This window comes from Corynebacterium efficiens YS-314 (assembly GCF_000011305.1).
Taxonomy (GTDB): Bacteria; Actinomycetota; Actinomycetes; order Mycobacteriales; family Mycobacteriaceae; genus Corynebacterium; species Corynebacterium efficiens.
The window spans coordinates 3,116,588-3,130,230 of the sequence record NC_004369.1; the positions used below are offsets into that span (position 1 = coordinate 3,116,588).

Sequence of the window (13,643 nt, forward strand, 5' to 3'; positions counted from 1 at the left end):
TGTCTACCAAACGGGGGTCAGGTCCAAGACTGAGGCAGTCTTTCCTGCATACTCTACTGAATCGTCGGGAACCTCAAGGACATCTTCCACAGCAATCAGGTGCGCTCCATCAACTCCCGTGAATTCGATCTTTAGAGTTGGGGGCTCATCCTCAACCTTCCGACGAATACGACCGGCTACCGTGATATCCATTACAGCGGGAAAGGTACGCACTCGCACTTCCGTGAAGCTGGCACCGATGGCTGTGATAGTCCCCGCTTCCGTTTTCGCATATTCGGCGAGAAAAGCATAATCAAGTTCCGCAGTCATGCTACCCATCTAAGCAGAGGGAGTTGGAGGCGACTAGAACTCAATTGATGAGGGAAAACCAACACTTCTACCAACCCGGTTTTCAACGATGCACCGCAATAACAAGAGATACCCAGCGGGATAACACTCGCCGTCATCCTCACGCAACAGCGCCCCGCCTGGCAACAGGAACCATGCGCCTGCAGGGGGCGGCGTCGACAAGCACCCACGACAAACCCCACCGGCAGGGTACCGGCGGGGCGTTAGGTGAGTTCCGGTTTACTTGTTGTTGGCGCTCAGCCAGACGGAGGTGAACGGCGCGTTGGAGGCAACGGCATCGCGGACGGCCTGGGTGACCACGCGCTTGGCGGTGGCCACAGCATCAACCACGGAGGCGTTCTTGGCCAGCTCGGCGGTGATCACGGCGGCGAAGGTGCAGCCGGCGCCGGAGACGCGGTCCTCACCGATCTTGCGCTCGGAGAACACGTGGTACTCGGAACCGTCGAAAAGCACATCCACGGCGTCCTCACCGGGGAAGTCCATGCCCCCCTTGACCACCACGTACTGGGGGCCCTGTTCGTGGATAAGGCGGGCGGCCTCCTTGAGATCATCAATGGTCTCAAGCTTTTCCACGCCGGACAGGGTGGTGGCCTCGAAGTTGTTGGGGGTGATGACGGTGGCCTGCGGGAGGACCTTGTCGCGCAGGGCGGTGTCGGTGTCCAGGGCCGCTCCCGGCTCCTGGCCCTTGCAGATCAGGACGGGGTCGAGGACAACGTGCCGGAAGGAGTTGGCTTCCAGGGCGCCTGCGACGGTGTCGATGGTCGCGGGGGTGCCCAGCATGCCGATCTTGACCACCTCGAGATCATGGGCGGCGGTGGCGGCCTCGATCTGGTTGGAGATGATCTGCGGATCCACCGGCACGAAACGGTGATTCCAGTTGTCCTTCGGGTCGAAGGCGACGATGCACGTGATGGCACCGAGCCCGTAGACATCCAGTTGTTGGAACGTTTTCAGGTCTACCTGGATACCGGCGCCGCCGGTTGCCTCGGAACCTGCAATGACATATGCGTAATTGACCACCTATACAAACTTACGAGGTTTCACCCGTAATGGGAATAATTGCCCCCGTTGATTTATGTCACCCGTAGACTCGTGGGCCATGAGCAGAATTATCCACGTGCGCACCGAGATCGAGATCCCCGGCCACCCGTCGGCCATCCACGTCGCGGAGATGAGGGAGCTTGTCGACGCAACCCCCACCTCCCCGGCCATGTGCACCATGGTGCGGATCATCGAACTGGCCGGTACCACCGCCGGCGAAACCGTCACCGGCGCCGGGGTGATCGGCGGTAACCAGGAGGGTCTGGCTGCCACACCGAACGAGACGGTGCCACACCCGGATTCCTACGCGGATTTCCCCGACATCACCGCCCGCCTGATCACCGCCGAGGAGTTCGAGGGACTGTGGATGGAGGCGGTGACCAAGTTCCCGCAGGTGGGTTAGCCCCGCTCTAGCTGCTGCCGGATGATCCGAACACCATCCCGGGCAGATCGGGGAGCCCATTGCCGGAGTCCCCGTCAGCGCAGCGGAACACCGGTTCATAGATCCGCTCCAGCAGGCCATGTCCCTGCCTGGCCAGGAAGTCGACGCTGCGTTGTCCCGCCCGGCTGAACTGGCCACGCGGGGTGAGATCGGTGGTGCGGATGCTGTTGGCGGTGATGAGGGCTTCCTGATGGCTCATGGTCACCGGTTGCGTCTGCCCCATGACCGCTTCCCGTTCCGTGACCACACGGAGGGACATCTCGTATTGGAATGCGATGATCTCGAAGATCTCATTGTCCCGGTAGCCCGCATTGATCGCGTGTCGGTTGAGGCGGGTGGCCACACCATTGACCGGGGTGCCACGGAACGCCTCCACGGTGGAGAAGTCCCGTTTGCCCCAGTTGTCGAAGACATAGTTGGTGAGCTGGGAAATGTCATAGGCACTGCTCATGGGAATCGACCGGCTGATCTGGTCATAGGATGCCAGGATCGCCTGGTCCAACCCCCGGTTCACCCTATCCGCGTCATGCCCGGTGTAGGTGATGGTGCAGCCGTCCTCATCCACGGCCAGTTCATGCGCGCTGGCCCCGGGCACCTGAACAGAGGTGACCAGCAGGGCGGTGGCCAGGGCGAGGACGGTGGCGGGACGGCGAACAGTCATGTGGAAGATCCTAGAATCACAACGCAGGGCCCTGCTGCCGACATACTCAATCAACCGGGCGGACCGATGATCGCACCCGGCTGGCGCAGGAGGGGATTAAAACTCATCCCATCGTACCTTAAGGGTGCTACCGCCACCGTGCGGTGGGCGCCCCAACTTTCCACTGCACGTGTGAGGCTTATCGGTCAGTGGAGGATGGGAAACCTGTTACCGGTTGGTGGCGATGGGTTAGCTGCTGCCAAAGTAAGACAGGGAGCCACCCCGATTATCTCCACCCGGGGTGGGGACTTCATCCCCTGGACCTGGGTCCACCGGAGTGGCTGGATCCTCCCCGACGCATTCCAGCAAAGGTGCTCTGAAGATCATCATGGCGCGTTCAAACATTCCCATGGTCCACTGGATGTGTCCGCTACCCGGTTCACTGGCCTGCGACATGGCTTCGTCAAACAGTCCAGACGTTGTCACATCCGTTTCCCCAGTGCCTTACGGGCCTCCCCCTGGGTGTACACAACCGTCTCAGCTGCATAGCCCCTGTCCTCCGAGGGCATATAAACCCACACGAATATCAGAGCAAAGGAAACCCCTCCCACCAGTTGCAGGGAAGTAAATAGCTCATTGTCGTGGAATCCTGCAGCCACCGCTCCGGCGTTCACCCGTGCTACAGTTTCCGCAGCAGGGGAATCCGCGAAGGAAGCAACGGTTAGATCCTCACTGAAAAGTAGATTCTGTCCGACGTGGTTGACAAGGAGAGATAGATCATCCATCGACACCCCTGGTAGGTCCGCCAGCAGTGAAGAGGCTATCTGTTCATCCGACTCATTTATGGCCTGTTCTAATAACAGGGTGTCCGCCGGGGTGTAGGTGATGGTGCAGACGTCGCCCTCCACGGTTAATTCATAAGCCTGGGCAACCGGTGCTGCGGTCATTGATTGCTTATGACCACTAAACCCCCGGAATCAATCATCTAGGTCCCGTACCGGGCCACATCATCACAAAGATGACGTGGCCATTGCCTTACCTCAGCCGGGGTCGTGGCGATACGCAGTTGTGCGTCGGGCAGGAGCCTGGTCAGTTCAATCGCGGTGGACGTCGGGTGCCCGGGATCATCCACCCAACTGAGGATTGTTGTCGGGACCGCGATCCCCCTGATGGCATCACGTGGGGGAAGATCGCTGGCGGCGGCGCCACGATAGGCCCAGGGAAGCAACCCGGTGGCGATATCGGGCACCGTATCCGGCACACCGGTTTCTGCCGGGGGATGCGCACCCATTGATTCCGCGATGAGCAGGGCATCCATACCGTTCAATTCAATAAAATCAGCCCTGGAGAGATAGTGGGCAGCCTGCGCGGCCCGTGTCTCCCAACCGGTCGGTGGCAACATGAAAGTGAAACCGCAGAAGCGCCCCGGATCCCGCACCGCGGCATGGAGAAGGGTCGCACATCCCATAGACGGCCCGACCCCGTGGACCTGCTCGTCGGGAAAGTAGGCATCCAGCAGTGCCAGCAGGTCGGCACTGAGACACTCCCACGTGTAGTCTCCCGCCACCGCCCGGCCGGTGGAATATCCGTGCCCCCGGGCATCGTAGCGAAGCAAGCGGGTGCCAGAAAGTCCACGGCCGAGGTCGAGGTCCAGGAGCCGGTCGCGCTTCCGGGATGAACTCAGCCCATGGAGCTGTACGACAGGTTGGCCACCTTCATCACTATAGGAGACGGACAACGTCGATCCGGGAACCTCGAAGGTGCTGTGCTCAAGCATGCTGGGTCTCCATAGCCATTTATCTATTAACCGATAGGTATGTGGGTTATACTACCGCTATGAGACTGACTCATGTGGACCAGTTACTCCTTCCCTTCGGCACATTGCACAGCTACCAGGCCACCGTGTCCGCACCCGGCGACGCAGTACCCATCTCCTTCGACCAGAACAGACACGTCGGTGCGGGTGAGCGCACCGGCAGCTGGATGGCGCTGAGTATCCGCCTGGACGACAGGGTCGACCATGATGAGCTCTCCCACGCATGGCTACAGGTGGTGGACCGCCACGGCACCCTGCGCACCGCTTTCAGCACAGATTCGGCCGGACAGGTTCAGGCACACCGTATTGAGGTCCACCCCGGCGCTTGGATCCAACATCCCATTGCACCGGGGGAAACGATGAACGATGCTTTAAACCTCGTACTCAACCGGCATTGCTCGCCCTATGCCCGCCCATCCCACCGACTCTGCGTGGTTGAGGCCGCCGCTGGGCCCGTCATCATCCTCGCCAGTGACCATTCCCATGTGGACATGTGGTCCATGCTCATCCTCGCCCGAGATCTACTCGAGGCACTGGAGGGCGGGGACATCAGTGATCCCGTACCTGCCTTCGAGGAGCACACCGTCGAACTGCGGTCCCGACCCCCGGCTCCAGATTCCATCCACCGACGCTGGCGGGAGATCATTGCGGCAGGGGAGGGGAAGATGCCGCGGTTTCCCTTGCCACTGGGTGATGCCCTTGCCCAGCCGGAGCGGGTGGAGGTGCGCGATATCTTCGGTGTGAATGATCTGGCCATCTATTCCTCCCACGCACGGTCCGTCGGCGTGAGCACGCTGGCACTGACCACCTCGATCATGGCGGAGGTGACCCGCGAACAGGCCAATGTCCCGTTGCGTGCGGTATTTCCTGTACACAGTCGTTTTGATGAGCGCTGGCATGATTCCTGCGGCTGGTTCATCACCAACTCCGTCATCGAGGTCACAGAATCCGACATCAAGGGGGCAGCCACCGCGGTACGCGAAGCCGTGCTGTTGGGCAGCCACCCCCTGGAGGAGATCCTCATCCCCTGGGGTGGCCTGCCCGAGACCCCCGGTATGTTCGCCGTATCCTGGTTGGACCTGCGCCGTCTGCCCGTGCATATCGACGATATCGGCCTCGACGCCCAGTACGTCAGCGCCGCGATCCACACCGATGGTGTGATGCTGTGGTTCATCCTGGACCGTTCCGGCGCCCACCTGCGCTGCCGATACCCGGACACCCCAACCGCCCGCATCAGCGTCGGCCACTGGCTCGATGCCGTGGTCAGCAGGATGCGTACCCACTCCTCTGGAACCCAGGTGCACATCCTCAACAGGTCCTTCATCATCACCCCGGCCCGGCGTGAGGATGTCCCCGCCATCACCGAGATGCTTGACGGCACACCCCTGGATCCCTCAGCGCTCACCCGGTTGGAAGCCGCCTTTGATGTACTCACCCACGAATCCTCGCACTACCTGGCGGTGGTTCGAGATGACTCGAACACGGTGGTGGGTGCGATGCAACTGACCTTCATCCCGCAGTTGGCCGGGGGTGGGACGATGAAGCTACTAATCGATTTCCTGCGTGTCATCGAACCCCTGCGCAACACCGGATTGGCGGACACCATGCTGGACTGGGCCCATGAACATGGACGGGCTCGGGGTGCGGGCCTGGCCGAGCTGCACGCCCCGGGACAGCGGGTCGGCCCCTTGGCAGACCGGGCCGGGTACACCCACGGCACGGAGGGCAGACAGCGCCTGCTATCCCAGTGACACCCCGAGAAACCTGCCGGATTAAGGAAACACCACGTTGACCAGCACCATGTACGCCACGGTCCCACCCACGATGGACAGGCCTGCGGAGCGTCGCCACCAGTGCAGCAGGGCGGTGATGCCCACGGCGATCAGGGAGGCCCAGATGCCACCGGGTTCACCGGTGGAGGTAAACAGGGTGTAGATGACCAGCACGCTCATGACACCCACCGGCATGGTCCGGCTGAGCACGCCCATGAGCTGGTTGTTCTTCACGCCCCGCATGGCCACGAAGGGGAAGAGGCGGAGCAGCACGGTGATGATGGCGACGGGGATCAACACCGCCGCCACCTGGCCCAGGCTCACACCGACGGGGAGTCCGTAGTCACCCATGGTCGGGAACCCTCATCTCCATCCTGCGATCCAGCCCGGGGAGGCGGAACCGGAACAGGAGGATGACAAAGTAGGCGGTCAGGGCGAGCACCAGCATCTGCCCCGGGGCGAGGAACCCGGCCAGCAGGGCCAGCACCACGGCGGTCAGGGGCAGTGACCAGTCCTTATTGTTGGTGAACGCCTCCCAGGCCAGCACCACGAACAGGGCGGTGAGGGCGAATTCCATGCCCTTGAGCCCGTCGGGAAGCGCCTGGCCGGCCACGGCCCCGATGATGCCGGGGAACACCCATAGGGATTGGCACACGATCTGGAGGGTCAGGAGGCGGGTGCCGCTGATCTCCCCGGGTGGGCGGGCGGAGGCGATGGCATAGGCCTCGTCGGTAAGCGCGTAGGTGGAGTACGCCCGCCCCACCTTCGACCGGATGGCGTTGCGGGGGAAGGTGAGTCCGTAGAAGATGTGGCGGAAATTCACCATGAAGCCGGTGACCAGCGCGGAGAACGGCCCCACGCCGGCGGCGATCAGGCCGATGGCCAGGTATTCCATGGAACCGGCATAGATCACGATGGAGAAAATCGGGGTCCACCACCACGCGTACCCGGATTGGACCATGAGCAGACCGAAGGCCAGACCGAGGGGCACCAGGCCCAGGCCCACGGCGCTGGTCTCCCTGATCCCGCCGCCGATCTCCCGAAGCGTTTCCGAACTCACCTGTATCGACCTTTCTTCAACCCGGCAATCAGAAAGAGACTAGTTGTCGGAGGGGTCCGAGGGGTGGGTGGAGTACAGGGGCAGAGGCATCGGCTGACGCCGCATGACATCACCCCACACATCCACCCGGCCCGGCGCGAGCACATCCGAGGGCAGGGCGGGGGCGACATACCAGTCGCCTTGTTCGATCTCGTCATTGAGCTGTCCGGGTGCCCATTCGGCGTAACCGGCGAAAAAGCGCATGCCCTCCAGGTCGTCCCTGACCTCGTCCGGGGTCACGCGCAGATCCACGTGGACCAGGCGGTTGGCCAGTTTGTTGAACTTGGTGGAGGACTCGATGTCCACCCCGGGCTTGGTCACACCGAGCCCCACCACGGCCTGCTGACTCAGGGGGCCACCAATGTAGAGGGCCTGGGGTTTGGCGGTGAGTTCGGTCCACTCGGGCAGGACATTGGCCACCGCCAGATCACTGCGGGAGGCCAGGTTCACCCCGAAGGTGGTGGCGTGGGAATGCTCGATGACGAGGATGACGCTGCGGCTGAACTCGGGGGAGGCCAGATCGGGTGCGGCGACCAGCAGGGAGCCCGGGGCGACCTCATTGCGTTCCAGGGCGTTGAAGAGTCGGTCTGCGTAGAAGTCACTCATCTTTTTCTCCTTCCCACCATGCCTTGAGTTCGGCGATGGCGTCATCACGCTCGAGCGGTCCGCGTTCGAGGCGTAGTTCCTTGAGGAAACTCCAGGCCTTACCCACCTGGGGTCCCGCAGGGATGTTGAGGATCTCCATGATCTCATTGCCGTCCAGGTCCGGGCGCACGCGGGCCAGATCCTCACGGGCGGCGATGTCGGCGATCCGTTCCTCCAGATGATCGTAGGTGGCCTGGAGTCGCTGTGCTTTCCTTTTATTCCTGGTGGTGCAGTCGGCACGCACGAGTTTGTGCAGGCGGGGCAGCAGCTCGCCGGCGTCGGCAACGTAGCGACGCACGGCGGAGTCCGTCCACTGTCCCTCACCGAAGCCGTGGAATCGCATGTGCAGGAACACCAGCTGGGAGACGTCGTTCACCATCTGCTTGGAGTACTTGAGTTTGCGCATGCGGCGGCGCACCAGTTTGGCCCCGACCACCTCGTGCTGGTGGAAGCTGACGCGTCCGTCCTCATTGAACTCACGGGTGTCGGGTTTGCCGCAGTCGTGGAGCAGTGCCGCCCAGCGCAGCACCAAGTCCGGTTCGGTCTCCTGGTCGATGGACTGGCGCATGACCTGCAGGGAGTGACGGTAGACGTCCTTGTGCTGCATGTGTTCATCCTGGGTCATCTGCATGGCGGGGATCTCGGGGAAGATCACCTCGGCGATGCCGGTGTCGACCATGAGGTCGATACCCTCCTCGGGGTGGGCACCCAGCATGAGTTTGTCCAGCTCCACCTGCACCCGTTCAGCGGTGATCCGGCTGATCTGTCCGGCCATCTCCGTCATGGCGGTCACCACGCAGTCGGCGACGGTGAACCCCAGCTGGGAGACGAACCGGGCGGCGCGCAGCATCCGCAGGGGATCATCATTGAAGGACTGTTCCGGGGCGGCGGGGGTGTCCAGGCGACGGTGCAGCAGATCGTCCAGGCCCCCGACCGGGTCGTGGAAGGACAGGGTGCCGTCCCCGGCGATCTCCACGGCCATGGCGTTGACCTTGAAGTCGCGGCGGATGAGATCACCGTCGAGGGTGTCACCGAAAGTGACCTCCGGGTTGCGGGAGGTGCCGTCATAGACATCGGAGCGGAAGGTGGTGATCTCGATCTGCTGACCGTGTTTCTCGGCGGACAGGGTGCCGAATGCGATGCCGGTGTCCCACACCACTTCGGCGTAGTCGTCCAGGATGGCGCGGGTGATCTCCGGGGGAGCGGAGGTGGTGAAATCGAGGTCATTGCCCAGGGTGCCCAGGAAGGCATCACGCACGGAACCACCCACGAGGTAGAGGGAGTGTCCCTGTTCGGTGAAGGCGGCGGCCAGGGGTGTGAGGATGGGGGACAGCTCCCCGACGGCCTGGTGCGCGCGCGCCATGAGGGCGAGACGGTCCGTGGTGGCGTCCGTCTCCTGGTTTGGGGCATCCTGGGAATTCACGGCTCTGAGTCTACCCAGTGCCCCGCGGGGGAAACATAATACTGTCCGGCCGGCACCACCCTCCCCGTGGAAGAGCGGTTCATTAATACCGATTGGCGGTCCTGCACGATACCATTACACAAATGAGTGACTTGAAGCCAGAGGGGACTACCAGCGGGGCGCCTAAACGCAGGCGCCGCCGCCGTTCTCGCCGCCCTTCAGGTCAGAACCAGAATCCCCGCGTCCAGCAGGAGCAGAACCAGTCCACGGCCCAGAAATCCCAGGCCGGGCCACAGTCCGCCGGTCCCCAGGACAAGACCTCCCAGCAGGGGGAGTCGGGGCAGCAGCGTTCCACCAACCCCAACCGCCGGAAGCGTTCGCGTCGCCGCGGGCGCGGTGGTTCAGGCGGTGCAGGCGGAGCCGGTGCCGCAGGCGAGCAGAACCGGTCCGGCACAGGCTCAGCCACCACTGCCACCGGCACCACCGCACCCCCCGAGAAGAAGGGTGAGGGCAGGTCAGGGGGGCGTCGTAAAGCATCCCAGCAGCGCCGCCGCCCGCACCGCGGCAACCAGCGGGTCCACCAGGCCCACCAGCAGTCCCGGATGGAGACCTCGAATGAGACCTCCGCCGGCGGGCTCGTGGTGTCCGGGCTGGCTGAGGCTGTCATGGACAACGGCGAGGTGGATCTGTCGAAGATCTATGTGGCGCTGATCGGTCGGCTCGACCGCCGTGGGCGTCTGCTGTGGTCGATGCCGAAGGGTCATGTGGAACCGGGCGAGGACAAGGCCGCCACCGCCGAACGTGAGGTGTGGGAGGAGACCGGCATCCACGGCAAGGTGTTCGCCGAGCTGGGTGTCATTGATTACTGGTTCGTTTCTGAGGGCAGGCGTATCCACAAGACCGTGCACCACCATCTGCTGCGTTATGTCGATGGTGATCTCAATGATGAGGATCCGGAGGTCACCGAGGTGTCCTGGATCCCGGCCGATGAGCTGATCGAGCATCTGGCGTTCGCCGATGAGCGCAAGCTCGCGCGTCAGGCCCATGACATGCTGCCTGAATTCGCCCGCCGGGAGAAGGCGGAGGGAAGGGCCACCCCGCGGTGACCGGGAAGGAGATGGGCCTGTCCATGCGACCGGTTCGGACACCCGGGAATCCCACTTCCGGGGGCAGGTCATCCGCCCCCCGCAACCTCATCGCCACTGTGACGGCAACCACATTGTTGGGGGCCTCGGCCTTCATCGGCCTGGGGCCTGCGGGGACCGTACTCCCCGCGGCCCACGCCCTGCCGCTGCCCCTGGAACCTGATGATCCCGTCGTGGCCGACCAGTGGATCAACCCCTTCGCCCGCGCGGATGATCAGATCCATGATGTCGAGCTGGAGATCACCGATATCCCCCTCACCGGGGCCCTGACTGCCGGTGATGACCTGGTCCTGGAACTCAAGATCAGCAACAACACCTCCGATGAGCTTGATCAGGTGACCCTGCTGGCCCAGCGCGGGAACGCCGCCACCGATAACGCCACCGCCCGCATGGCCCTCGCCTCCGACGGGTCCGGGTCCTACCCCTATTACGGCACGCAGCTGGTGCTCGATGAACAGATCGCACCGGGGGAGTCCGCCACCACGACCATGCGGGTGCCCACCGACGTTGCTGAATCCGTCACCCTCGCCATCACCGGGCCCGGCGCGTACCCGGTGCGCATCGCCCTGTCGGGTCAGCTCGACGGGACGGCCAGCCATCTGGATTCCCAGCGGTTCCTGCTGCCGGTGGTGACGCCCGCACCCGAACCCGCGCCCGTGACCGGGGAGGAGGAGCCTCCCGCGCCGACCCCGACCACCGTGGTGTACCCCTTCACCGCCGAGACCCATGTCCTCGGCGGGGAGACAGGTGAGGCACCCGAGACGCCGCCACTGTTGTTGGAGTCCGACGAGCTCGCCGGGGAGCTCGCCCCGGGGGGTCGCCTCACCGAGCTTGTCGACGCCTTCCTCTCCGCCCCCACACCCGTCCAGGAAGCCTCCTGCCTGGCTCTCGACCCCGCCCTGATCAGCGTGGTGCACCGCATGACCGGTGGTTACACCGTCACGGACCAGCGGGTGAGTGCCGTGCGCCAGAACCAGCGCCTGCGTGACCTGTGGACCGCCACGAATGAACCGGCCACCGGCACCCCGGGTACGGGTGCCGCCGATGCCACGGTGTTCCTGGACAAGCTCCGTCAGGCGGTGGCCACCAACTGCACGGTGGCGATGCCGTGGTCCAACACCGATCTCAATGCCGTGAACTCCACCGGCAACCAGTGGCTCCTGCGGGAGGCCGTCCAGCGCGGTGGTGCCGTCATCGAGGACATCCTCGGTGTCACCCCGGTGGGCAATGTGGTGATCCCGGGCACCGGTTATGTCACCCCGGCCACCGCGGGCAACCTCGGGTTGGCCGACACCCTGAGCAGGGAGATGAGCCTGGAGCAGATGTGGGAGGTGGAGTCGGTGACCCCGATCCCCGCCACCGGACCGTCGGGCCAGGCCTCCCTGGACAACCCCGAACTACCCGCCACCGACACCACGGCACCCCCACCGGAGATCCCGGTGTCCGTGCTGGTGGCGGACAACACCGTGTGGCGCACCCCGTCCGCGGACCGGTTCCACCAGCTGGCCCCCGGTGTGACGGCGGTGAGCTACCAGGGGTCCCTGGCAGCCACGCTGGCCACCCTGGGGTCCTCCCCGGAGACGGCTGGTTTCTCCAACCCAGATGCCCGGTTCGATGTCACCCTGGATTCCGCCACCGCCCGCACCCTGAGCGGTCAGAGCGCCCTCCGGCTCACGGTGGGCAACAACGAGGATGAGAGTCCGGTGCTGGTCATGCCCCCCGCGGTCCTGGAGGGCGGGGATGCAAAGATGCTCCTGGACACCACCGCGGACCTCATCGATTCCGGTGTGGCCCGCCCCATGACCCTGCCTGATTACCTCACCGCCGATGCCGGCCAGCAGGCCGAACTGGCCGAGTCGGTCACCAGCAACGGCATGCCGGACGAGACCTCCTTCGGGGCGCCCTTTGCCGATCCCTCCCAGGTTGCCGACACCGAGATCCTCCGCGCCACCCAGCAGGCCACCTACATCGATGACCTCACCGGGTTAATGTTCAACGACCAGGGCATCGCCCTGACCCGTTATGGGTTCACCGCCCCGCTGCGCCAGGATCTCCTGCGCGCCATGACGGTGACCCACCGCCGCTCCTACACCGACCACACCGAGGCCACCGCCGCAGCCGAAGCCCTGCTCAACCAGAACCGTGACATGCTGCAGCAGCTGCGCAGCTCCGTGGCACTGCTGCCACCGGGCAACGTCTACACCCGCACCTCCGCATCCTCACCGCTGATCATCGTGGCGCAGAACGGCCTGCCACTGCCGGCCGCCGCCCAGATCCTCTACACCAGCCCCGACAATGCGCGGGTGCACACCCCCGGTGTGGTCCGCATCCCGGCCAGTGGATCGATCACCCTGCAGATGACCGCCGATCTCCCCGATGACAACCAGCGCACCGATCTCACGGTGTGGCTGGCCTCCCCGGATGGTGCCACCATCAGTGATCCGGTGGAGATCTCCGTGCTGCCACGCCCCAGTGTGCTCAGCACCGTCGGCATCGTCGCCCTCGGCATCCTGGTGCTCGGGGCACTGCTGGTGTTCCGGGTGCTGCGCATGAGGAAACGGAAGGGGAGGGCGTCCCACGGTGGACCCCCCGGCCCCCCGGCATCCCCGGGCGATGGCCACCGGACCGGGGAGCGTCCCGCACCGCACGGCGTGGTGCGGCCGACGAAACCGGGAAGCGTGGGGGAGGGGCGTCGTCAGGCAACCCGGTACGTGCCCCGCGGCCGGGGTTGCGCCGATGACGGCTCCGGATCGCCGAAACCCCCCGGCGCCCACTAACGTATCCGTTCAATCAGTCCACATCGACGTGCCCACCCACCACGGGTGGGCACACGAACAGAATGGTCACCAGTGAGTTCCACTCCGATGAATCCGGGGCAACCCAAGGGACAACGCTCCCGGATTGTTACTCCGACCCCTCCGGCCCCCGTGCCGGAGACCCGTAAGAAACAACCACCCCGCAACCCGGCACCCTCCGGCGAGGACCGGTCCAGCCTGAAGAGCGCGCCCACCGGGGCGGTCTACCGACCCGCGCCGAAGGAGGCGGGACAGACCCGTCAGGAGCAGCCAGCTCCCGTGACCCCGGCGACACCGACGGCACCTGCGACCCCGGCGGCCCCTGCGGCATCCGCGAAGGCGGTGGCCCCGGCATCCACCCCGGCATCCACCCCGGCGCGCACCACGTCGGGCACCACGGCCGCACCCGCCGGGGTTGTACCCGCCGAGGCCGCCGCCGAGAACACCGCCACGGTCAACGAGGCCGTGCCCGGAACCGCCTCCCGGTCCGCGGCCCAG

Annotated in this window: 13 protein-coding genes; 4 read left to right on the forward strand and 9 right to left on the reverse strand. The window is 64.6% G+C overall.

Annotated features, from left to right (window positions below; genetic code table 11):
• Positions 1 to 3 precede the first annotated feature (3 nt).
• On the reverse strand, positions 4 to 309 hold the full coding sequence (locus CE_RS14350; protein ID WP_193763630.1) for a DUF6941 family protein: 306 nt from the start codon (positions 307 to 309) through the stop codon (positions 4 to 6).
• Between the two features lie 258 nt (positions 310 to 567).
• On the reverse strand, positions 568 to 1,368 hold the full coding sequence (gene thiD, locus CE_RS14355) for a bifunctional hydroxymethylpyrimidine kinase/phosphomethylpyrimidine kinase (RefSeq protein WP_006768728.1): 801 nt from the start codon (positions 1,366 to 1,368) through the stop codon (positions 568 to 570).
• Between the two features lie 79 nt (positions 1,369 to 1,447).
• Between thiD and CE_RS14360 the strand changes: the two genes are divergently transcribed.
• Positions 1,448 to 1,792 (forward strand): hypothetical protein, encoded by a 345-nt coding sequence (locus CE_RS14360; RefSeq protein WP_006768727.1) that lies wholly within the window; start codon positions 1,448 to 1,450, stop codon positions 1,790 to 1,792.
• A 7-nt stretch (positions 1,793 to 1,799) separates the two neighbouring features.
• Here CE_RS14360 and CE_RS14365 read toward each other — a convergent pair whose 3' ends face one another.
• The 3 genes from CE_RS14365 to CE_RS14375 all read right to left on the reverse strand — a co-directional run bounded on the left by CE_RS14365 (position 1,800) and on the right by CE_RS14375 (position 4,248).
• Positions 1,800 to 2,492 carry a hypothetical protein gene (locus tag CE_RS14365; RefSeq protein ID WP_006768726.1) on the reverse strand — a complete coding sequence of 231 codons (693 nt, stop codon included), beginning with the start codon at positions 2,490 to 2,492 and terminating at the stop codon, positions 1,800 to 1,802.
• Positions 2,493 to 2,953: 461 nt separating this feature from the next.
• On the reverse strand, positions 2,954 to 3,418 hold the full coding sequence (locus CE_RS14370; protein WP_006768724.1) for a hypothetical protein: 465 nt from the start codon (positions 3,416 to 3,418) through the stop codon (positions 2,954 to 2,956).
• Positions 3,419 to 3,456: 38 nt separating this feature from the next.
• Positions 3,457 to 4,248: an alpha/beta fold hydrolase gene (locus CE_RS14375; RefSeq protein WP_006768723.1), complete on the reverse strand. Its 792-nt coding sequence runs from the start codon at positions 4,246 to 4,248 to the stop codon at positions 3,457 to 3,459.
• 59 nt (positions 4,249 to 4,307) lie between these two features.
• Between CE_RS14375 and CE_RS14380 the strand changes: the two genes are divergently transcribed.
• Positions 4,308 to 6,038: a GNAT family N-acetyltransferase gene (locus tag CE_RS14380; protein WP_006768722.1), complete on the forward strand. Its 1,731-nt coding sequence runs from the start codon at positions 4,308 to 4,310 to the stop codon at positions 6,036 to 6,038.
• A gap of 21 nt (positions 6,039 to 6,059) precedes the next feature.
• Here the strand turns inward: CE_RS14380 and CE_RS14385 are convergent, their stop codons facing one another.
• From CE_RS14385 to CE_RS14400, 4 genes are read right to left on the reverse strand one after another with little or no spacing between them, the layout of a single operon-like run.
• Entirely contained in the window at positions 6,060 to 6,410 is a 351-nt protein-coding gene (locus CE_RS14385; RefSeq protein WP_006768721.1) for a branched-chain amino acid transporter permease, read from the reverse strand.
• Positions 6,403 to 7,119, reverse strand: a complete 717-nt coding sequence (locus CE_RS14390; protein ID WP_006768720.1) for an AzlC family ABC transporter permease — start codon at positions 7,117 to 7,119, stop codon at positions 6,403 to 6,405. The genes CE_RS14385 and CE_RS14390 overlap by 8 nt, the downstream gene beginning before the upstream one ends.
• Positions 7,120 to 7,158: 39 nt before the next feature.
• On the reverse strand, positions 7,159 to 7,764 hold the full coding sequence (locus CE_RS14395; RefSeq protein WP_006768719.1) for a YqgE/AlgH family protein: 606 nt from the start codon (positions 7,762 to 7,764) through the stop codon (positions 7,159 to 7,161).
• Positions 7,757 to 9,166: a CCA tRNA nucleotidyltransferase gene (locus CE_RS14400; protein WP_231295094.1), complete on the reverse strand. Its 1,410-nt coding sequence runs from the start codon at positions 9,164 to 9,166 to the stop codon at positions 7,757 to 7,759. The genes CE_RS14395 and CE_RS14400 overlap by 8 nt, the downstream gene beginning before the upstream one ends.
• A 182-nt stretch (positions 9,167 to 9,348) precedes the next feature.
• Here CE_RS14400 and CE_RS14405 point away from each other — a divergent pair, with 182 nt between their 5' ends.
• Both CE_RS14405 and CE_RS14410 read left to right on the forward strand, forming a co-directional pair.
• Complete coding sequence (locus tag CE_RS14405; protein WP_006768717.1) at positions 9,349 to 10,311, forward strand: NUDIX hydrolase; 963 nt, start codon at positions 9,349 to 9,351, stop codon at positions 10,309 to 10,311.
• 98 nt (positions 10,312 to 10,409) lie between these two features.
• Positions 10,410 to 13,127 carry a hypothetical protein gene (locus CE_RS14410; protein ID WP_231295073.1) on the forward strand — a complete coding sequence of 906 codons (2,718 nt, stop codon included), beginning with the start codon at positions 10,410 to 10,412 and terminating at the stop codon, positions 13,125 to 13,127.
• The last annotated feature ends 516 nt before the right edge of the window (positions 13,128 to 13,643 follow it).